Source organism: Piscinibacter sp. XHJ-5 (assembly GCF_029855045.1).
Lineage (GTDB): Bacteria > Pseudomonadota > Gammaproteobacteria > Burkholderiales > Burkholderiaceae_C > Albitalea.
The window spans coordinates 2702540-2722150 of sequence record NZ_CP123228.1; the positions used below are offsets into that span (position 1 = coordinate 2702540).

The 19611-nt window shown below is 67.5% G+C and carries 18 protein-coding genes; 10 read left to right on the forward strand and 8 right to left on the reverse strand.

The window, feature by feature from the left end; genetic code table 11:
• Positions 1-78: 78 nt before the first annotated feature.
• From P7V53_RS12640 to P7V53_RS12650, 3 genes are read right to left on the reverse strand one after another with little or no spacing between them, the layout of a single operon-like run.
• Entirely contained in the window at positions 79-642 is a 564-nt protein-coding gene (locus P7V53_RS12640) for a redoxin domain-containing protein (RefSeq protein WP_280155822.1), read from the reverse strand.
• A gap of 11 nt (positions 643-653) precedes the next feature.
• Positions 654-2408: a cytochrome c biogenesis protein DipZ gene (locus P7V53_RS12645; RefSeq protein WP_280155823.1), complete on the reverse strand. Its 1755-nt coding sequence runs from the start codon at positions 2406-2408 to the stop codon at positions 654-656.
• Between the two features lie 44 nt (positions 2409-2452).
• On the reverse strand, positions 2453-3823 hold the full coding sequence (locus P7V53_RS12650) for an ATP-binding protein (RefSeq protein WP_280155824.1): 1371 nt from the start codon (positions 3821-3823) through the stop codon (positions 2453-2455).
• 369 nt (positions 3824-4192) lie between these two features.
• On the opposite strand from P7V53_RS12650, the gene P7V53_RS12655 reads away from it, so the two are divergent.
• The 4 genes from P7V53_RS12655 (at position 4193) to P7V53_RS12670 (ending at position 5996) form a co-directional block, all read left to right on the forward strand.
• Positions 4193-4537, forward strand: a complete 345-nt coding sequence (locus tag P7V53_RS12655) for a DUF4148 domain-containing protein (protein WP_280155825.1) — start codon at positions 4193-4195, stop codon at positions 4535-4537.
• 37 nt (positions 4538-4574) lie between these two features.
• Entirely contained in the window at positions 4575-5000 is a 426-nt protein-coding gene (locus P7V53_RS12660) for an organic hydroperoxide resistance protein (RefSeq protein WP_280155826.1), read from the forward strand.
• A 9-nt stretch (positions 5001-5009) separates the two neighbouring features.
• Positions 5010-5264 (forward strand): hypothetical protein, encoded by a 255-nt coding sequence (locus P7V53_RS12665; protein ID WP_280155827.1) that lies wholly within the window; start codon positions 5010-5012, stop codon positions 5262-5264.
• 108 nt (positions 5265-5372) lie between these two features.
• Positions 5373-5996, forward strand: coding sequence for a winged helix-turn-helix domain-containing protein (locus P7V53_RS12670; RefSeq protein WP_280155828.1), 624 nt, complete (start codon positions 5373-5375; stop codon positions 5994-5996).
• A 128-nt stretch (positions 5997-6124) separates the two neighbouring features.
• On the opposite strand, the gene P7V53_RS12675 is transcribed toward P7V53_RS12670, so the two are convergent.
• Positions 6125-7162 (reverse strand): VWA domain-containing protein, encoded by a 1038-nt coding sequence (locus P7V53_RS12675; protein ID WP_280155829.1) that lies wholly within the window; start codon positions 7160-7162, stop codon positions 6125-6127.
• Positions 7143-7523: a hypothetical protein gene (locus P7V53_RS12680; protein WP_280155830.1), complete on the reverse strand. Its 381-nt coding sequence runs from the start codon at positions 7521-7523 to the stop codon at positions 7143-7145. The genes P7V53_RS12675 and P7V53_RS12680 overlap by 20 nt, the downstream gene beginning before the upstream one ends.
• 127 nt (positions 7524-7650) lie before the next feature.
• Here P7V53_RS12680 and P7V53_RS12685 point away from each other — a divergent pair, with 127 nt between their 5' ends.
• The 3 genes from P7V53_RS12685 (at position 7651) to P7V53_RS12695 (ending at position 13978) form a co-directional block, all read left to right on the forward strand.
• Positions 7651-8163: a gluconate 2-dehydrogenase subunit 3 family protein gene (locus P7V53_RS12685; protein ID WP_280155831.1), complete on the forward strand. Its 513-nt coding sequence runs from the start codon at positions 7651-7653 to the stop codon at positions 8161-8163.
• Between the two features lie 20 nt (positions 8164-8183).
• Positions 8184-8420 carry a hypothetical protein gene (locus P7V53_RS12690; RefSeq protein WP_280155832.1) on the forward strand — a complete coding sequence of 79 codons (237 nt, stop codon included), beginning with the start codon at positions 8184-8186 and terminating at the stop codon, positions 8418-8420.
• Positions 8421-8569: 149 nt separating this feature from the next.
• Positions 8570-13978: an ATP-binding sensor histidine kinase gene (locus P7V53_RS12695; protein WP_280155833.1), complete on the forward strand. Its 5409-nt coding sequence runs from the start codon at positions 8570-8572 to the stop codon at positions 13976-13978.
• A 4-nt stretch (positions 13979-13982) separates the two neighbouring features.
• Here P7V53_RS12695 and P7V53_RS12700 read toward each other — a convergent pair whose 3' ends face one another.
• From P7V53_RS12700 to P7V53_RS12710, 3 genes are all read right to left on the reverse strand, one after another.
• Complete coding sequence (locus P7V53_RS12700) at positions 13983-15593, reverse strand: S8 family serine peptidase (RefSeq protein WP_280155834.1); 1611 nt, start codon at positions 15591-15593, stop codon at positions 13983-13985.
• Between the two features lie 20 nt (positions 15594-15613).
• A complete protein-coding gene (locus P7V53_RS12705) occupies positions 15614-16150 on the reverse strand; it encodes a hypothetical protein (RefSeq protein WP_280155835.1) in 537 nt (178 codons plus the stop codon).
• Between the two features lie 94 nt (positions 16151-16244).
• Positions 16245-17279, reverse strand: a complete 1035-nt coding sequence (locus P7V53_RS12710) for a D-cysteine desulfhydrase family protein (RefSeq protein WP_280155836.1) — start codon at positions 17277-17279, stop codon at positions 16245-16247.
• A 181-nt stretch (positions 17280-17460) separates the two neighbouring features.
• On the opposite strand from P7V53_RS12710, the gene P7V53_RS12715 reads away from it, so the two are divergent.
• The 3 genes from P7V53_RS12715 to P7V53_RS12725 all read left to right on the forward strand — a co-directional run bounded on the left by P7V53_RS12715 (position 17461) and on the right by P7V53_RS12725 (position 19376).
• On the forward strand, positions 17461-17670 hold the full coding sequence (locus tag P7V53_RS12715) for a hypothetical protein (RefSeq protein ID WP_280155837.1): 210 nt from the start codon (positions 17461-17463) through the stop codon (positions 17668-17670).
• A gap of 10 nt (positions 17671-17680) precedes the next feature.
• Complete coding sequence (locus P7V53_RS12720) at positions 17681-18664, forward strand: LysR substrate-binding domain-containing protein (RefSeq protein ID WP_280155838.1); 984 nt, start codon at positions 17681-17683, stop codon at positions 18662-18664.
• A gap of 133 nt (positions 18665-18797) precedes the next feature.
• Positions 18798-19376 carry a flavodoxin family protein gene (locus P7V53_RS12725; protein ID WP_280155839.1) on the forward strand — a complete coding sequence of 193 codons (579 nt, stop codon included), beginning with the start codon at positions 18798-18800 and terminating at the stop codon, positions 19374-19376.
• The last annotated feature ends 235 nt before the right edge of the window (positions 19377-19611 follow it).

The following is a 19611-nucleotide window of genomic DNA, read 5'->3' on the forward strand; positions in this document are numbered from 1 at the left end:
TCGCAGACAGGCAGATGCCGCGCTTCGTACGAGATCCCGCCCGCCAGGAAGAACAGGGCCATCCACAGCTTGCGCATCTCAGGGCTCCATGGAAGCGGGCTCGGCCAGCAGCGCCTCGATGCGCTTGGCGACCTCGCCGTAGTCGCCTTCGCCGTGGTGCATGTAGACCAGGCGGCCGTTGCGGTCGATCAGGTAGTCGGCCGGCCAGAAGTGGTTGCCGAAGGCGTCCCAGGTGCCGTAGTCGTTGTCCTGCGCGACGGCATGCGTGATGCGCAGACGGCGGATCGCCTCCTGCAGCTTGGCCGTCGATCGCTCGTGCGCGAACTCGGGCGTGTGTACGCCGACGACGACCAGGCCCTGTGCGCCGTACTTCTCCTGCCATTGCGTCACATGAGGCAGATGGCGCAGGCAGTTGACGCAGTCGAAGGTCCAGAAGTCGACCAGCACGACCTTGCCGCGCAGCTCGTCCATCGTCAGCGGCGACGAGTTGAACCATGCCCCGATCCTGTGGAACTCGGGCGCCGGCTGGCGCGACGGCAGGTCGCCGCCGCGCCGCGGGTACGCGATGGAGTACTGCGCGGCCACCGCAAGGGCGACGGCAGCGGCGAGCAGCGCGATGTGAAGAAGAATGCGGGTTCGCATGACGACAGTCCTCAGCCGAAGGTGAACGCGTAAGCCTGTGCGCCGGCATCGAGAAACTCGATCTCGAACAGCGACTCCTTGCCACCCCCCGGCTGCCGGACGAGCTGGTACAGCCGGTGCGCGTCGACGATGCCGTTGCCCTGCGCGTCGACGTCGCTGCCGTGGTCGTTCAGCGGCGGCTTGCCGTCGACGAGCACCCGAAAGCGCACCGGCTTGCCATCGGCCTCCGGTCCGAGCACCAGATGCAGGTCGCGGGCGTGGAAGCGATACGCGATGCGGCCTTGCGCCCGCGCCAGCACGATGCGGTCGGGCTCGATGGTCCAGTCGCCGTGTAGCGTCCATTGGTCGACGCGCAGCGAGCCGGCGCCGCGATATGCCTGCACACGCCCGAGGACGGCGCGGTCGCGCGACACGAAGCCGCTGCCTCGCTCGTGGCCCAGATAGGTCTCCCCCGACAGCGCCGGCCGCGGCCCCGGTGCGGCCTGCACGCCTTCACCCGTGGGGGACACCACGCCCGGCGCAAGCGGCTCGCGTGCAACCTCGGTCAGCAGCTGCTGCAACACGCGCTCGGACTGAGCGTACTGGTCTTCGCCGAACTGCTGGTGACGGACGCGGCCTTGCGCATCGACGAAGTAGAAAGCCGGCCAGGCCCGATTGCCGAAGGCGCGCCAGATGGCGAAGTCGTTGTCCAGCACGACCGGATAGCCGACACGCAGGTTGGCGGTGGCGCGGCGCACGTTGGCCGGCAGCTTCTCGAAGGCGAACTCCGGCGTGTGCACGCCCACCACCACGAGACCGGCGTCCTTGTACTTCTCGGCCCACGCGTTGAGGTACGGCAGCGTGCGCAGGCAATTGATGCAAGAGTAGGTCCAGAAGTTGACCAGCACCACCTTGCCGCGCAGGTCCTGCGGCATGAGCGGCGGGGAGTTGATCCACTCGGTGGCGCCGGACAGCGCACTCAACGGCCCCCTGTCTTGCGTCGTGGCGACGACACGCCGGAAGCCGGCTTCGGCGGCGGTCGGCGCGTACGTCTGGACAGCTTGCGGATGCGGCTTCCCGGCGCCGAGCTTCTCGAGCAGCGACTGTTCGATTCCCGGTGTCACGTCGACCGGCAGGCGGCTGAGCAGCTGCGCATCGACGCCCAGGGCCAGCGCACCGACGCTCGCCAGCACGGCCGCGCCTGCGCCGCGCCGCGCCCACTCTCCAGCGCGCAGGAAGCGCTTCAGCACCGGCAGCACGCGGCCACCGAGCAGCAGCGCCGCGGCCAGCGAAGTGCACGCGCCCGCGGCATAGGCCGCCAGCAGCAGCGTCGTGCCGGGACCGGCGCCGTTGAGTGCCGCGGCGGTCAGGACGAGCCCGAGGATGGGCCCCGCGCACGGCGCCCACAGCAAGCCCGTGCTGACGCCCAGCACGAACGGCGCCGCGATGCCGCCACGCTGGCCGTGCGAGAGGCGCTGCCCCAGCGCGACCAGCGGCCTTGCGAGCCGCTCGGCCACCGCGGGGAGCATCAGCGCGATGCCGAACAAGGCCATCAGGATGAGCGCAGCGCTGCGCCCGGTCTGATGGACCGCGATGGCGCTGCTGCCGCCCACCGCCGCCAGCGTCGCTGCGGCGCAGAAGGCGATGCCCATGCCGGCGAGCAGCGGCAGGCCATGGGAGCGGAACGGACGATCGGTGCCTGCGAACACGAAAGGCAGGACCGGCAACACGCAGGGGCTGAGGATGGTGAGGACGCCGCCCAGGTAGGCGATGAGGAGGGTGAGCATGGCAGGGACTCGGGGTTGAAGGGGAGGAGCGTGGAGGCGAGGGGTCAGGGCGGCGGGGCGGACGTTGCGCTCATCTTGAGTCGGGCCTCCAGCCCGCCCTCGCTGCGATTGCGAAGCTCGAGCGCGGCGCCCAAAGCCATCGACAGCTGGTGCGCGATGGCCAAGCCGAGCCCGGTGCCGCCGGTGCTGCGGTTGCGCGAGCTCTCGACGCGATAGAACGGCTGCAGTACGGCATCGAGCTGGTCGGGCGGAATGCCGGGCCCGTTGTCGATGACGGCGATCACGAGGCGGTCCGCGCTGCGAGTCACCTGCACGAGCGCATCGCTGCCGAACTTCAGCGCGTTGTCGACCAGGTTCGTCAGGATGCGGCGCAGCGCATGCGGGCGCGTGACGATCGCCTCGCCGACGCGGCCTTCCAGCCGAAGCGTGTGGCCGGCATCCTCGTAGTCGGCGACCATCGCCTCGAGCAGCGCATCGACATCCACCCGTGTGGGCGGCTCGGAGGATCCGTGCAGCGTGCGCGCGTAAGCGACGCCTTCGCGCACCAGCGCCTGCATGGCATCCAGGTCCTGGCGGAACTTCGCGCGGTCCTGCTCGTGGTCCATCAGGTCGAGGCGAAGGCGCATGCGCGTGATGGGCGTCTGCAGGTCGTGCGAGATCGATGCGAGGATCTCCACGCGTTCTGCCGTATAGCGCGCGATGCGTCGCTGCATCTCGTTGAAAGCGCGGGCCGCGTGCGCGACCTCGCTAGGGCCGGCCTCGTCCAGCGCACGTGCCTTCAGGTCGAGCCCGAGCCCGTCGGCCGCCGCGGCCAGCCGTGCGAGCGGACGCGTGACGAGCCGCACCATCACCCAGGCACACGCGGCCAGCACCATCAGCTGGGCGAGCAGGATCCATATCACCCAGGCCGACACCGGCATTTCGACGCGCCGGGCATGCACGACGATCGGCGAGCCGTCGGCGAGGCGAACGAGGATCTGCAACCCGTCGTGGCCCTCGGCCACCTGCGCGACTTTCAGGGCTGCGTAGGGTCGCAGCGCCTCCACGAAGGCCTTGGCGAACTCGCTCGCGGACGCCGTGTGCGGCGGCGGGCCCTGGACGTCGCCGTCCAGCGTGAAGCGGTAGTTTCGGCGCGCGAGCTTGCCGAGCCAGCTCGCGCGCTCGTCGGCGTTCAGGCGGTCGAGGATGGCGATCGAGCTTGCGATGTCGCGCTCGATGCCGGCCATCATCAGCTCGCGCAGCGCGATGCCGCGCTCATGCCGGATCGAGATGAATGCCAGCGCCTGCGCGATCGCCAGCCCCAGCACGATGATCAGCGTCACGCGCGAGAACAGCGACTGCGGCAGCAGGCGGCGCCATCCCCTGTCGCAGCGGGGGACGTGAGAGGTGGCGTGGGAAATGGCGACGTGGCCCATGAGGCCCTCCAGGTGGAACAGACTCGTGGCGAAGTGCGAGGCACTCGCATGGCTTGGGTTATAGGTGGCGCAGGAGGCTCCGTGGGCGCTTTGCGTATTCCTGTGTATCCGCCCGCCTGAAGCCAACAATACTTTTCGCTCGGCGCCCGCGCCATCGCGCGCACTGGCAACTGTGTATTGCACTGTGTCAGCGAACGCGCTGCACACATGCGCATCCAAATCTCCGCGTCGCCCGACACATGGCCGATACAGCCGGCCGTTGCAATGACGACATCGCCGATCGCGCCGCATCACCCGTATCAATGACATGGCAGACGGCGAAGGAACCGCTTCGGGTCACGAAGCATTGCACCCAACCGAGGAACCGTCATGAGCACCAAGCATTTGTTCGCAGCCCTCGTCGCCGCAGTCGGCGTGAGCACAACGATGGCGCAGGAAGCCACGCCCGACGTCTGGACGAAGTTCAACGACGCCAGCCTCCTTTCGTCGAGGAGCAGGGCCGAAGTCCTGGCCGAGCTGGAGATCTACCGCCGCTCCGGCCTGGCGGAGCTGGAACGTGGCGACGCCACGGACCCGTTCAGCCACCAGCATCGCGTGGCTTCGGCCCGGTATGCCGCGATGCGCTCCTCGCCGGAGTTCGCGTCGCTCGTGCAAACCATCGCGCAGCGCCGCGGCGAAACGGCCGATGTCGCCACGCTCGCCACGACTCGTTGATCGTCTCCGCACCCATCCATTCACGAAAGGAACCATCATGTCCAACAAGCTCGACCAGGTGCTCTACACGGCGCACACCCACACCACCGGCGGCCGCGAAGGCGCTGGCCGCTCCAGCGACGGCGCGATCGACGTCAAGCTCAGCACGCCGGGCACCAACCGACCCGGCACGAACCCCGAGCAGCTGTTCGGCATCGGCTACTCGGCCTGCTTCATCGGCGCGATCGAGATCGCCGGCAAGCAACTGGGCATCAAGCTGCCGAGTGACACCGCCATCGGCGCCGAGGTGTCGCTGGGCAAGACCGGCGGCGGAGCCCATTACGGCCTCGGCGTGAAGCTGAAGGTCAGCTTGCCGGGCCTGGATGCGGCCGTGAAAAAGCAGCTCGTGGAAACCGCCCACCAGACCTGCCCGTACTCGCGTTCCATCCGTGGCAACGTCGACGTCCAGTTCGAGATCGCCTGAGGGACTCTCATGACCGACGTGGCCCGCTACAACCCGATCAGCTGCGACTTCCACGATGTCCTCGAAGCCGCCGCAACGACGCGCAAGGTGGTCCGCGTGCGGTTCGTCGACGACGCAGGCACGCTGCAGCACCGCAGCGCGACCATCGTCGACGTCTTCAGCCGCCATGGCGCGGAGTACCTCTGGATCAGCACCGGCGAGACCTTGCGTCTCGACCGGCTGATCGCCGTGGACGACACCAAGTTTGTCACTCGCTGGCAGTGAGCGTGCTGGCATCGCCGTTGCTTGCCACTGCGGGTTTGTCTCTGGAGCCCCATGAGGATCGCTACGCTCTTCGCGAACACCAGCGCGCACGCACGCATCACGCGCGCATTGACCGACCAGGGCATCGAGGTGGTTTCGTTTGCGACCTTCGACCTGCTCGTCGCGGCGCAAGCGGTGCAGGCGTTCGCCGCGATCATGGTGGATGACACTGCGCCGCGCCTCGATGAACGGCTTGCGCGCCTGCAGCCGAAGTTCGCGGCGCAGACCGCGCTCATTGTGGTCGGCGAGGGCGGTGCCGCCAGCATCTCGCGCGCGTTGCTGCTTGGCGCCGACGACTATGCGATCACTTGCGAGCGGGCAACCGAGCACTTGGTGCAGCGCGCGATCGCACGCGTGAGCGTCAAGTTGCGAGGGTCACAGAAGCGCATGCTGTCGGTCGGCTCGTACAGGCTGCTTCTCGCGGAAGGCGTGTTGTACTCGACAGGAGGTCAGGTGCGGCTTACGCCGCGCGAGCTCACGCTGGCGCGCCTGCTCTTCGAGCGCTGCAACCAGGTGGTGACCAGCGAGACGCTTTGCGACGCGATCTGCGGCCGCGTCGACGCGAGCGCCGAGCGCGCGGTGCAACAGCACGCGTATGAGCTGCGCCGCAAGCTGCAGCAAGTCGTGCCGCGGGATGGGCAAGCGCTGCGTATCGTGGCGATGTATGGCGCGGGCTACCGCCTCGCCTGGTGATCGAGCGCAAGGCACGAGGCGTGCGCCATTCGCGCGAAGTGACGCTGGCTGTACGCTGCGCCGCACGTGCATCGGGCAGCTGTTCTGATTCGCGGCACAACTTCAGGAAAAGTTCAGCCGCCTGCGAGTCACATGCCCTGGTTCTTCCACACTGAGATCGCCGTCGCAAGCAAGAGCAGCGCTGCTGCGCCTGCCGTGAAGAGCGACGTGACCTCCATGTCCTGCATCTCCATCACCAGCTTGCTGTGCAAGCCGGCGTAGACGCGATCGAGCTCTGTGCCGCTGTCCGCATGGAAGTATTCGCCGCGGGTCAGCTCGGCGACCTGCTTCAACGCATCCTCGTCGAGACGCACGACGATGTTGACCCCGTCGCCCATGACGACGCCTTCCTTGGTGCCGAACCCGACCGTGTACACCTTCACCCCGTGCTTCGCGGCGAGCTGCGCGGCCTCGACCGGCTCGGGGCCTGCGGTGTTCTGTCCATCGGTCAGCAGCACGATGGCCGCCGCGGAGTACGAACCCGGCGGCACCGCAGCCAAGCCCTCGGGCGCCGTCCTCCGACCCTCGCCGCCGAGGCTGCGCGCCGGCTTGCGTGTGCGCGCAAGCGCGTCCTGTGCATCGAGATTCTCTCCGGGGAAGACCGCCGCCAGCGCGACCAGGATGCCGCGGCCGATGGCAGTGCCCTGCTGCGGTTGCAATCGGTCGATGGCGGCCATCACGTCGTTGCGCCGCGCGGTCGGCGGCTGCACGAGCTGAGCGTCGTCCGCGTAGGCGACCACGCCGACGCGGACATGGCGCGGCAGCCGCGCGGCGAAGGCCTTGGCCGCCTGCTGCGCGGCGGCGATACGACTGGGCGCCACGTCCGGCGCCTCCATGCTCCCCGAGATGTCCATCGCCAGGATGAGGGTCTGCTGGCGCGTCGGCAATGTCAGCATCGCCGACGGCCGGGCGGCCGCGACGATCAGCAGCGCGAGCACGCCGAACAGCAGTGCCGGCGCGACGAAGCGGTGCCATGGCGGCGTCCGGGTGGATGCGTTGCGCGCGAGGAATTGGAGTGCCCGGCCACCAGCGCGCACGGCGCGCTTGCGCAGCAGGGCCCAGCACCCGAGGGCGAGCACGGGCAGCATGGTCTCGAGCCAGAGGATTTCAGACCACTGCAGGTGCATCGTCTTGCTCCGGAGTCTTTCGGCCGTTGCGCTTGCGCTGGGGCTTCGGCTCGTCGGGCAACCTGAACGGCGCCGGCTGCCAGGCGTACAGCGGAACGAGCTTGCTCGTTCCGTTCGGACCGGTGTGCCTCCATCCGGCGACGTGAACCACGCCCTTTTCGCGCATCACGTCGAGCAGCGTGACGAGGTTGTTGCCGCTGTACGCGATGCCCAGACGTCCCGCGAGCTCGCGGCAGCTTCGCGGGCCCTGCATCAGGTAGGCCGCGACCCCTGCGAAGCGCTCCATGACGGCGTGGGGCTTGCTGCGCCAGTTCTTGCGGTTGGAGGGCTGCTTGACGACTTCGGACGGGCTCGCGTTCATGGCCCAGTGTTCGCTGCCCGATCCGTTGCATCAACGCTCACTCGGAGGAGAGCACGCACCGCCTTTGGACAGATGCAGATCCTGTGCGGCCACCTTACGGTTACGGGGTTGCAGAAGAGGCCCCAGCATGCACGTCGGCACGACATCGTTTCCACGGTACGCGTTTCTCGGCGACGACGAGGCGCGGTTCGTGAACAGCGCCTTCTCGCGCCTGCTGCCCGAGCACGACGACGACAGCTGGCGTTCCTCGGCTGGGGCGGAGTACGTCGACGAGCGTCTGCGGACCGGAGACGATTGCGTGCTGCAGCTTTCCATCGACCTCGGTGCCGAAGAGCTGCGGCTCACTGCGGCGCAAGTCGCGAGCACCTACCGCCGCGGCATCGCCGCCGTACAGCGCCACTGCATGGCTCGCTGCGGCGATGCCTTCCAGGACCTGCCGGTACGGCAGCAACATCTGGTGCTCCGGCTGCTGGAGCGCGGCGCGCCTTCCGCCGGCCTGCGCGGCCATGACCCCCTGTTCTGGCTGCTCGTGCAGCATGCCGCGGAAGCGTACTTCCTTGCCACGCACATCGCGCTGGTGCGCAGCGATCGAGGCGTTGCGCGCCCTTCGCCGCTCCAGCAGGACCGTCTCCTCGCGTAAACGCAAGTCGGGAGCCTTGCATGCCTGTCATCGAAGTCGACTTCCGGCGCCAACGCGCGGGTGAGGGTCCGGACGATGACGATTGGCCGACGACGCAGCGATTCAGCCGGCGGTCCGGCGAGAAGATGCGCGGCGCGGACTATGCCGCGGCGATCGAACGGCCTCGGCACTCCGCGCTCCCGGCCTGGCCCGTCGCCATCGGCGTCGTCGTGGCGATCCTCGGTGCGGTTGCGAGCGTGCTCTGGCACGCGGAATGACGGAGATAATGCCCGTGGCCGCACGATGAGGGCGGCGAAGGTTCCGGACAGCGAGGTCCGCAATGAACCGACCATACTGGCGCGACGCTGGCGGTGAAGATGGCCGTTCCCATGTGTTGTGGGAGGACGGCGAGCGCCGGTTTTGGCGAATGAAGGGCGAGCGGCGCGATTGCATCACCGTGCTGCCCGCCGCCGAGCACCCCGCGCCTGCCAGCGTCAGCCGTCTTTCGCACGAATACGCACTGAAGGACCATCTCGACGGCGCCTGGGCGTTGCGTCCGCTGGAGCTGGTGCGCGAGCGCGGGCAGACCGCCCTGGTGCTCGAATACCACGGCGGTGAGCCCCTGGATCGCCTGCTCGGGCTGCCCATGGACACCGCGCGATTCCTGCGGCTCGCCATTGCCCTGGCGGCGGCCGTGAGCCGGCTGCACGAACGCGGCCTCGTCCACAAGGACATCAAGCCGGCCAACATCGTCGTCGATGCTGCGGGCCAGCAGGTGTGGCTCACAGGCTTCGGCGTCGCGTCGCGTCTTCCGCGCGAGCGCCGGTCGCCGGAGCCGCCCGAGCTGATCGCGGGAACCCTCTCGCACATGGCGCCGGAACAGACCGGGAGGATGAATCGTTCGATCGACTCGCGCAGCGACCTCTACGCACTGGGCGTCACGCTCTATCAAGCGCTCACCGGAAGCCTTCCGTTCACGGCTTCCGATCCGATGGAGTGGGTGCACTGCCATGTCGCGAGAAAGCCGGTGCCGCCCACGGTACGCCTCGGCGATGTTCCTCCGCAGGTCTCCGCGATCGTCATGAAGCTGCTCGCCAAGACGCCGGAGGAGCGCTATCAGACCGCCACGGGAGTGGAGCGGGACCTGCGACGCTGCCTCGATGAGTGGGACACTCGACACTCGATCGGCGAGTTCACGCTCGGGGAGCACGACACCCCTGACAGGCTGCTGATCCCGGAGAAGCTGTACGGGCGGTCGCGTGAGATCGGCGCCTTGCTCGCCGCCTTCGACGATGTCGTCGCGAGCGGCGCGCCGCGGCTGGTGCTTGTCAGCGGGCACCCGGGGATCGGCAAGTCCTCTGTCGTCAACGAACTGCACAAGGCGCTGGTTCCTTCGCGCGGGCTGTTCGCATCGGGCAAGTTCGACCAGCTCAAGCGCGACACCCCCTACGCCACCTTGGCACAGGCGTTCCAGAGCCTGGTCCGGCATCTCCTCGGCATGCCCGAGGCGCAGCTGAGCCGGTGGCGAGACGAGCTTCGCCAAGCCCTCGATCCGAACGGGGCGCTTGTCGTCGAGCTCGTTCCCGAGCTCGAATTCGTCATCGGAGAACCGCCGCCGCTTGTCGACCTTCCGCCTGCGAATGCGAAGCGCCTCCAGCTGGCGCTGAGGCGGTTGATCGGCGTCTTCGCACGTGCAGACCATCCGCTGGCATTGTTCCTCGACGATCTGCAGTGGCTCGATGGCGCGACGCTCGACCTGCTGGAGGATCTGCTGGTCCAGCCCGACAAGCAGCACCTGCTGCTGGTGGGTGCCTACCGGGACAACGAAGTCGATGCGGTGCACCCGTTGACGCGCAGCCTCGAAGCCATCCGGGAGTCCGGGGCCGAGGTGCAGCAGATCGCCCTGGCGCCCCTGAGCCATGACGACCTGGGACAGCTCGTCGCGGATGCCCTTCTGTGCGAGAGGCAGCACGGGATGTCGCTCGCGAAACTGGTTCACCAGAAGACGGCCGGCAACCCGTTCTTCGCAAGCCAGTTCATGCATGCGTTGGCCGAGGAGGGGGCCATCGCCTTCGACTTCGGCGCGTCCCGATGGTCCTGGGACATGAGGCAGCTGCAGGGGATGGCCTATGCGCGCAACGTCGCGGACCTCATGGTCGGCAAGCTGAGCCGGCTGCCTCAGGCCACGCGGACGGCACTGGAGGAGCTCGCCTGCCTCGGCAACGTCGCCGGGACCTCCATCCTTGCCCTCGTCCACGGGTCGTCCAAGGAAGAGCTCCATGCCGACCTGTGGGAAGCACTCCGCCTGGAGCTGGTCGTCCAGTCGGAGGACTCGTATCGCTTCGTGCACGACCGTGTCCAGGAGGCGGCGTATTCCCTCATCCCGATGGAACGGCGCGCGCAGGCGCATCTGCGGATCGGGAGGTTGCTGAGGGATGCACGCGGACAAGCGACCTTCGACATCGTCGGGCAGCTCAACCGCGGCTCCAGCCTCCTCACTTCGCAGGACGAGCGGGACGAGCTGGCCGAGCTCAACCTGGACGCCGGCAAGCGCGCCCACGCGGCGGGTGCGCTGGCCTCGGCGCTCACCTATCTGACCGCGGGCGCCGCGCTGCTGGGCGACGACGGCTGGCTGCGCCGGCACGACCTGAGGTTCGAGCTGGAGCTTTCTCGAGCCGAATGCGAGTACCAGACGGGTGACGGCACCGCTGCCGAAGAACGCTTCGTCGCGCTGTCATTGCGCGCCGCCAATCTCGTCGAGCGGGCAAAGGCGGTCTTCTCGCTGGCGGCTGTCCACTTCGGCCTCGGGCAGACCGACCGCAGCATCACCGAGTGTCTCTCGTGCCTGCGCGACGCCGGGCTGGACATTCCCCTGCATCCGACGAACGAACAGGCCCAGGCTGCCCTGGACCGCATCCGCGCGAAGCTCGTCGGCCGCTCGATCGAGGAACTTGCGCAGCTGCCGCCGATGACCGATCCCGCGGCGCGAGCAGCCATGGATCTGCTGGCCGGCATGCTCCCCAGTGCGATGCACACTGACAAGAACCTGATGGGGGTGGTCGTCTGCGCGGCCATCGAACTCAGTCTGGAGCAAGGACACTGCGATGTTTCGTCGTATGTCTACGTCTATGTCGCGGCCTTGCCCGGTTGGCCCTCCAGCCACTTCGAAACCGGTCTTGCGTTCGGTCGACTGGGTCAGGCGCTGGCCGAACGCAAGGGGTACGAGCGAATCCGGGTCAATGTCTGCTTTGCCTTTGCCATGCGCATCCTGCCTTGGGCGCAGCACGTCGCAGATTGCCGCGATCTGATCCGCCGCGCCTTCGACCTTGCGGACCAGTCCGGCGATCGCAACATGGCTGCGTCATGCAGTTGCGCGCTCGTCTCGAACCTGCTCGTGGCGGGCGAGCCGTTGGCCGAGGTGGAGAAGGAGGCGGAATTTGCCCTGGAGATCTGCCGAAGGTCGACATGGACCCAGGCGATCGAACTCGCCAGCATGCACGCAGCGTTCATTCGGAACCTGCGTGGCGTGACGCCGCGGTTCGGCGCGTTCGCCGACGAACGCTACGACGAGCAGTCGATGCAGCAAGGTCTCGCGAACCACAAGGTCATGCCGTTCTCGGCATTCGCCTATTGGGTACGGACGCTGCAGGCGCGCCTTCTTGCCGGGGACTGGGCGGGGGCCCTGGAGGCGTCGAGCCAGGCCCAACCCCTGATGTCGGTGTTGCCCGCCGTCATCGAGATGGCCGAGCACGCGTTCTACAGCGCGCTCGCGCATGCCGCGGCGTGCGACTCCGTTTCCGCCGACGAACGCCCGCAGCACGTGCAGGCACTGAGCGAGCATCACCGGCAGATCGAAGAGTGGTCGGGGCATTGCCCCGAGAACTTCAAGAATCGCGCCGCATTGCTCGCCGCGGAGATCGCCCGCATCGAAGGGCGTGACCCGGACGCCATGCGGCTCTACGACCGAGCCATCGGGTCGGCGCGCGAGAACGGCTTCGTTCACAACGAGGCACTGGCCACAGAGCTCGCCGCGCGCTTCTACGCGGCCCGCGGATTCGACCGGATCGCGAAGGCGTACATGAGGGATGCCCGGCACGGCTATCGTCAATGGGGAGCCGACGGCAAGGTGCGGCAACTCGACGATCGGTATCCGTACCTGCGGGATGACGACGCGCGCCCGGATCCGACACGCACGGTGCAGACGCCCGTCGAGCACCTCGACCTGTCCACTGTGCTCAAGGTCTCGCAGGCGGTGACCGCCGAGACCGACCTGGACAAGCTGATCGCCATGATCATGCGCCTGGCGCTGGAGCATGCGGGCGCGGAGCGAGGCCTGTTGATCCTTCCCCAAGGCGATGCGTACAGGATCGAGGCCGAAGCCCGCATCGGCAGCGATGCGGTGACAGTGGCGCTGCGCGAATCGGACATCACCCCCGCCGACCTGCCGCAGTCGGTGTTCCACTATGTCGTGCGCACCCGAGAGAGCGTGCTGCTGAACGACGCCTCGGCTGACAAACCGTTCTCGGACGACGAGTACCTGCGCCGTCACCGGGCCCATTCGGTGGTGTGTCTGCCGTTGCTCAAGCAGACCCGGCTGGTCGGGGTGATCTATCTGGAGAACAACCTGACGCCGGGCGCTTTCACGCCCGCCCGGATGGCGCTGCTGAAGCTGCTCGCCTCCGACGCGGCCATCTCGCTGGAGAACGCCCGCTTGTATCGCGATCTTCAGGAGCGCGAAGCGAGAGTTCGGCGGCTGGTCGACTCGAACATCATCGGCATCGTCATCTGGCATGCCGATGGCCGGGTCGTCGACACCAACGAGGCCTTCCTGCGCATCACTGGGCACGATCGCGAGGAACTGCTCTCCGGTCGCGTGCGCTGGACCGACCTCACGCCACCGGACGCGCGACTGGTGGACCAGGTGAGGGATGCCGGAGCGGTCCAGCCGCACGAACGCGAGTTGTTCAGGAAGGGCGGCTCACGCGTCTCGGTCCTGGTCGGTGGGGCGCTCTTCGATGGCGTGCGGGACGAGGGCGTGGCTTTCGTTCTGGACCTGACCGAGCTCAAGCGGGCGGAGCAGGCCGCTCGCGACAGCGAGCGGCGATACCACGAGGTGCAGATTCGGCTGTCCGATGCGAACCGTGTCGCGAGCATCGGGCAGTTGTCGGCGTCGATTGCCCATGAGATCAACCAGCCGCTGTCGGGCATCGTCACCAACGCCGGCACGTGCCTGCGCATGCTGGACGCGGACCCGCCGAATGTCGAGGGCGCACGCGAGACCGCGAGGCGGACCCTTCGCGACGGCAGCCGCGCCTCGGACGTGATCGCGCGGCTGCGTGCGCTGTTCGGCAAGCGGGAGTTCGCGCTCGAGTCCATGGACCTGAACGAGGTGATGCGGGAAGTGCTCGCGCTGTCGTCCGGCGAGCTTCAGCGCAACCGCGTGATCGTTCAGCCGGAGCTGGCCGGGAACCTGCCGTCCGTCAGCGGCGATCGCATCCAGCTCCAGCAGGTCATCGTGAACCTGCTGCGCAACGCCTCGGAAGCGATGGCCAGCGTCGACGATCGTCCGCGACGGCTGGTGATCACGACCGAGCGCGAGGCGGACGATCGTGTGCGGGTGGCGGTTCGCGATGTCGGCGTGGGCTTGGACCGCCAGCACCTGGACAACCTGTTCGATGCCTTCTACACGACCAAGAGCGGCGGCATGGGCATCGGGTTGTCCGTCAGCCGCTCGATCATCGAGCGGCACCATGGCCGCCTGTGGGCGGAGCCGAACGAGGATGCTGGCGCAACATTCTGGTTCTCCATCCCCTGTGAGCCGGAGCAGGCTGTGTAGCTCCTCACTCCACGTACTGCGATCCGCTGCCGAGGCACGGATTTGCCGCGAGATAGTCGAACGCCGCCTTGGCCTGTACCAATCCGCTTCCGGTGAAGTAGTCGGTCGCGCCTGACGTGCTCAGGCGAAGTGCGGACTGCCGAAGCGCGTTGCGGATGTGGTTGGCCGTGCAGCCGGGGAAGTGGCTCCAGACGAGCGCGGCGACGGCGGAGACATGCGGAACGGCCATCGATGTTCCGTCGGACGCGATGTAGTCGTGAACCGTGTAGTTGACCGTCGCGAGCTGCCCCAGTTGGCCCATCAGCGTCGCCCCGACGACGTCGCTGGTCGAGACCGACGGAATGCTCGTGATGGCACCCAGCAGACCGAGAGTGCCCGTGAATTCGCCCGGGGCGTTGTTGTAGATCACGGCACCGACACCGCCGCTGCCTTCGCAGTTCACGACCTTTTCCCAGAACTGGTTGGTACCGCGCCGGATCAGGCAAATCTTCCCGGCCACGGAGAAGTCGGGCGTGTCGCCGATTCCGAAGTCCACCAGGGGGCCCGTTGCAGTGGTCTTCACGGAACCCTCGAATGATCGCGCTGCATGCTCGACCCCCGCGACGGTGAGATGCGGTGTGAAACCGGTCCCCACCGGCACGGTGGAGAGCACCTTGACCCCGGGCGCTGCGATCTGCACACGCGTGTTGTACTGCGAGAAATACGCGTGCGTGAGATTGCTGTCGACCGCGGCGACGGAGAGAACGCCCTTGTAGGAAGCGGGATAGTGGAACAGCGCGTTTCCGTCATTGCCGGCGGCAGCCACGAGGAGGATGCCCTGCCGGGTCAGCTTGGCGACCATGCGCTCCTCGGCTTTGCTCGCGAACGGGCTGCCCAGGCTCATGCTGATCACGTTCGCGCCGGCGTCGGCGCAATCCTGCATGGCGGCGATCAGCTCGCCCGCATAGATCCACGTCGCATCAGGGCCGAACGCGCGAACGATGAAGAGATCCAGGTTGCCGGTGCGGATCACGCCCGAGACGCCTCGCCCGTTGGAGCCGATGGCTGCCATGGTGCCGGCCACGTGCGTCCCATGCATGTGCAGCGGCTTGCCGTCACTGCCATCCCACTTGCCGGCCCCTTTGTCGATGCCGTCGACGCGCATGGTCTGAAGGTCGGGATGCCCGCGCGCAAAGCCGGTGTCGATGATGCAGACCTTTCGGTTGCCGGCGAAAGGCACCTGCGCCGCCTGCACCGCCTGGATGCCCCATGGCAGCGTCTCGCCGTTCAGCAGCACGTCGCTGTAGCCGGCGCCCAGCGCGAGCAGCTTGCGCGGGACATCGGGGGCGTAGGCCTGCACCTCGGGCAGCATCGGCCGAAGCGCGGCGACGTTGGGCGGGTTGTTCGGATCGATCTCGATCCAGACGGCAGGGCCGTCCGGCATGTCTGCCGAACCGACGACCTTGATCTTCTGCGATTGCAGAACCTGGATCACGCGGTTCACGTCGGATCCGGGCTTCAGGTCGATGGAATATCGGCTGGGAAGGCTGAACGCCTCGGCGGCCATCGAAGAGACGGCGCTCGCCAGGACGGCAAGTCCGATCAGCGCAGCACGCATGATCTTCTTCAGTGCCATGAAAGTTCTCCTCGATCCTGCTAGGACTTGCACGCTTGCGTCTGGACGTTGCCGTCCATGATCCCTTTGTTGATGTAGTTGTCGAACGGGCCTCCCACCAGGCGAAGCTCATCCACACGAACGACGTGCTTGTCGCTGCCTTGCTTGGTGTCGTCCTTGATCGCTGTGAAACAGGCGTAGAGCTTGCCTGACCCCGGGGCCGCGGGATTGGTCGACGTGTAGTCCGCCACCACCGCCGGAGAAAGCGGGCAGTTGCATTCGAAGCTGAAAAGGCCGTTGGGAGGTGCACCGGCGCACATCCCGGCCTTGACCACATCGGCTCGGAACGACACGCCCCCAACCTTCTCGAACTCCACCGAGCTGCGGTCGGCATAGGTGACGCGCCCCTTGGGGCTGCTCGCGCACGTATCCGCATTGACGGTGACGACGGCGCTTTGAGCACCGCCGGCCGAGGGAAGCGTTCCACCGCCGGTCAGCCGGGTCGTTCCTTCGACACTGCATCCAGCGGCCAGCGCCGCGAATGCCAGCACTGGAAGCGTCCGGGTGGGTAGTCTCATGATGTCCTCCTTCTGCGCCTGTCGCATTGACAACAATGTCGGCGAACAGTCGCGACGCTTCAACGATGCTTTGGTATTGGTGCGGGCCTGAGCGTCAACAGGCTGCAGGCGGAACGGACAGCGCTTCCCGGTACGCGAACAGCGCAGGCGTGCCGCCGGTCATGATGAACAGGATGTTCTCCTCGTCCGCGAGGTCCCCGTGCCTGACCTGGCTCAGCAGCCCGGCGAAGGCCTTGCCCGAGTAGACGGGGTCGAGCAGCAGGCCTTCGTTTGCGGCCAGGATGCGGATGGCGTCGATGGCCTCGGGCGTGACCTCGCCATATCCCGGGCCGCGCGCATCGCTCACGATGACGTCGTCCACGCCCACCTCGCCACCTGCCGCCAGCAGCGCATGAGCGCCTCGGGCCAGCTCCAGCGTGTTCGCGTGCGCCGCCGCCGGGTTGGCGAACACGGCGAAGCCGTGAACCAGCGCGTGCCGATCGAGCAGCGCGAAGCCGGCCACGAGCCCGGCCTGCGTCCCCGCGCTGCCGTTGGCCACGACCACCCTGTCGAAGCGGATCCCCAGCGCATGCTCCTGGTCGGCGATCTCGAGGGCGCACTCGGCGTAGCCCAGACTCGATCTGGCAGAGCTTGCGCCGAACGGCAGCACGTAGCCGACGCGGCCGTCGGCTGCGAGTGCTTTCTGGCGTTCCGCCACGAAGCTGCCGACGGCCCCGGCATCGTCCAGCGCATGGATGGTCGCGCCGAACAGATCGGCCAGCAGCGGGTTGCCGCTCTCCCGGTAGTCGATGGCGTCGCCGTCGGTGAGCGGACGCAGCCCAAGTTCGCAGCGCAGACCGATGCTGGCTGCTGCCGCGGCGGCCAGCCTTGCACTGTTCGACTGGCGCGGGCCGGTGGCGATGAGGGTGTCGGCACCCTGGTCGAGTGCCTCTGCGAGGAGGAACTCGAGCTTGCGCAGCTTGCCGCCTCCGCCGCCGAGACCGGTGGCATCGTCGCGCTTGACGAACAGCCGCGTGCCGTTGATCGCGGGGCCCAGCGCAGCCTCGACACGATGCAGGCGCTGAATGGGTGTCGGGCCGGCGAGCAGCCGCACGCGGGAATACCGATCGAAGCGTGTTGCGACGGACATGACGTCACCTCGGGTGCCATTGTTCGCGTCCCGCGGCAGGCGGGCATCCGTCTTCCGGCCGATCGAAGCATGGCGCTTGAGCCGTGCCGTGTAGTCCGAAGGTATCGCCGATACCATCGTGCAATCGATTCGCATCCCTGCTTCTGGTGTGATGGCCTCGCGTCTTCCAAGGAGGTCTGCCATGTCACCAGAAATCAGCTACGAGCTTCGGTTTGACGGGCTCTTCAATCCGGGTCACGGTTATGCCTTCCCCTGCGATGCCGACGGGCACGTCGACATCGACAACCTCGGGGACCGGGCCCGCGTGAACTACTTCTACGCGCGTACCGTGATCGGGCGTGAGTTCCATGCGCCGGTGAAGTGCCGGGTCGTGGCAGGTCGCCTCGAATAGGCGCGAGCCGATGGATCAGCTCGTCGCGATGCGCGCCTTCGTGCATGTGGTGGAGGCGGGCAACTTCACGAAGGCCGCTCGCGCCCTGAAGGTGCGCACGCCGACGGTCACGCGCCTGATCCAGGGCCTGGAGGGCCATCTGCAGGTCCGCCTGCTCCAGCGTTCGACACGCTTCATGGCGCTCACCGCCGAAGGCGAGACCTATTACGAACGCGCGGTCAGGTTGCTTGCGGAACTCGCGGACGTGGATTCATCCGCGAAGGAATCCGCCGCGACACCGTCCGGTCGCTTGCGCGTCGAATGCGCGGCCGCCATCGGCACGATGGTCATCGTGCCGGCATTGGCGCAGTTCCATGACGCCTATCCCGGCGTGGAGCTGCAGATGAGGATCGGCAACCGCCGATCCAACCTCATCGCGGACGGCGTCGACTGTGCCATTCGCATTGGCGAGGTGACCGAGCAGTTCCTCGTCGCACGTCGCATCGGCGAGCTTCAGCTCGCCACATGCGCCAGCCCGCAGTTCCTGCGTTCCCACGGCGTGCCCGCGACACCGCGCGATCTCCGGGCGAGTGCCGCTGTCCGGATGTACTCGGCGCATACTGGTCAGCCGGTTCCATTCCGCTTCGCGACGGATGCGGGTCCGCTGGAGATCGCGCCGGCGCACAGCCTGTGGGTGAACGACATCCAGGCGTACGTGGCCGCCGGCTTGGCAGGCCTGGGACTGATCCAGGCGCCTACGTATGCCGTGCGCGAGGCCCTGCTGGACGGCAGGCTGGTCGCGGTGCTGGAGAACTGGCGGGCCGCGAGCATCCCCGTCTACGTCATCTATCCGCCGAACCGCTTTCTCAGCGCGAAGGTGCGCGTCTTCATCGACTGGGCCGCACGCGTCTTCGAAGGCCATGCCGACTTGAAGCCGAGCGACCGTGGGCTGGTCCGCCGGTCCGCGGAGCGGGCTCGCGCCCTGCCGGCGCGGTCACCCTGCACTGCGACCTAAGCGATATCCCGGCCACCGGCTGGTGTCTGATGCGCGCTTGCCGGCCGCGCGCCAAAGTTCCCTTCACCAAAGAGCACCAGCGGATGGTGGCTTCGGTCACTGATCATCCTTTCATTCAACACGAGGAATGCGCATGTCGAGCAACATCGTCGTCGTCTACTTCAGCGGCTATGGTCACACCGAAAAGATTGCCGAAGCCGTCGCCTCCGGGGCCCGAGCCGGGCTGCTTCGCATCGACGAAGCCGGGAACCTTCCGGTGGGCGGCTGGGATCAACTGGCCGCGGCCGATGCCATCGTCTTCGGGTCACCGACCTACATCGGCAACGTCAGCTGGCAGTTCAAGAAGTTCATCGACGAGTCGTCGAAGGTCTGGGCTGCGATGGGATGGAAGGACAAGCTGGCCGCCGGCTTCACGAACTCTGCCGGGATGAATGGAGACAAGGCGTCGACGCTGGGCGTCCTGTTCACCATGGCCCAGCAGCACGGGATGCTGTGGGTGGGCACCGGCATGATGCCGAGCAACAACAAGAGCTCGAAGCGCGACGATCTCAACTACGTGGCCACTTTCTCCGGCCTTGCGGCGACGACGCCTGCCGACGCCGGCCCCGACGAAATCGTCCGCGGAGACATCGAAACGGCACGCCTGTTCGGGCGCCGCGTGTCCGCGACGGCCGAGCGACTGCGCGTGAAGGAGAGCGCCCTGGTGAGTTGACGGGCGGCGGGGCCGGCGCTCAGGCCGACCCCGGGCCGGTGCGGCGCCGGGGTCATGCGGACACTTCGAAGATGAGCTCCAGTTCAACCGCCGCGCCGAGCGGCAGGCTTGCGACACGCCCAGCACCAGGCGGCTGTGACTCCTGTCCGGCCCGAAGACGTCCTGCAGCAGCTCCGAAGCTCCGTCGGCGACCTTGGGATGGTCCCTGAAGTCGCCTGCCGTGACCATTGACACT

Bases quoted from the DNA above. Each gene is read 5' to 3' on its own strand.
- P7V53_RS12640 (WP_280155822.1), bottom strand. From the start codon at position 642: ATGCGAACCCGCATTCTTCTTCACATCGCGCTGCTCGCCGCTGCCGTC.
- P7V53_RS12645 (WP_280155823.1), bottom strand. From the start codon at position 2,408: ATGCTCACCCTCCTCATCGCCTACCTGGGCGGCGTCCTCACCATCCTC.
- P7V53_RS12650 (WP_280155824.1), bottom strand. From the start codon at position 3,823: ATGGGCCACGTCGCCATTTCCCACGCCACCTCTCACGTCCCCCGCTGC.
- P7V53_RS12655 (WP_280155825.1), top strand. From the start codon at position 4,193: ATGAGCACCAAGCATTTGTTCGCAGCCCTCGTCGCCGCAGTCGGCGTG.
- P7V53_RS12660 (WP_280155826.1), top strand. From the start codon at position 4,575: ATGTCCAACAAGCTCGACCAGGTGCTCTACACGGCGCACACCCACACC.
- P7V53_RS12665 (WP_280155827.1), top strand. From the start codon at position 5,010: ATGACCGACGTGGCCCGCTACAACCCGATCAGCTGCGACTTCCACGAT.
- P7V53_RS12675 (WP_280155829.1), bottom strand. From the start codon at position 7,162: ATGCACCTGCAGTGGTCTGAAATCCTCTGGCTCGAGACCATGCTGCCC.
- P7V53_RS12680 (WP_280155830.1), bottom strand. From the start codon at position 7,523: ATGAACGCGAGCCCGTCCGAAGTCGTCAAGCAGCCCTCCAACCGCAAG.
- P7V53_RS12685 (WP_280155831.1), top strand. From the start codon at position 7,651: ATGCACGTCGGCACGACATCGTTTCCACGGTACGCGTTTCTCGGCGAC.
- P7V53_RS12690 (WP_280155832.1), top strand. From the start codon at position 8,184: ATGCCTGTCATCGAAGTCGACTTCCGGCGCCAACGCGCGGGTGAGGGT.
- P7V53_RS12695 (WP_280155833.1), top strand. From the start codon at position 8,570: ATGAAGGGCGAGCGGCGCGATTGCATCACCGTGCTGCCCGCCGCCGAG.
- P7V53_RS12700 (WP_280155834.1), bottom strand. From the start codon at position 15,593: ATGGCACTGAAGAAGATCATGCGTGCTGCGCTGATCGGACTTGCCGTC.
- P7V53_RS12705 (WP_280155835.1), bottom strand. From the start codon at position 16,150: ATGAGACTACCCACCCGGACGCTTCCAGTGCTGGCATTCGCGGCGCTG.
- P7V53_RS12710 (WP_280155836.1), bottom strand. From the start codon at position 17,279: ATGTCCGTCGCAACACGCTTCGATCGGTATTCCCGCGTGCGGCTGCTC.
- P7V53_RS12715 (WP_280155837.1), top strand. From the start codon at position 17,461: ATGTCACCAGAAATCAGCTACGAGCTTCGGTTTGACGGGCTCTTCAAT.
- P7V53_RS12720 (WP_280155838.1), top strand. From the start codon at position 17,681: ATGGATCAGCTCGTCGCGATGCGCGCCTTCGTGCATGTGGTGGAGGCG.
- P7V53_RS12725 (WP_280155839.1), top strand. From the start codon at position 18,798: ATGTCGAGCAACATCGTCGTCGTCTACTTCAGCGGCTATGGTCACACC.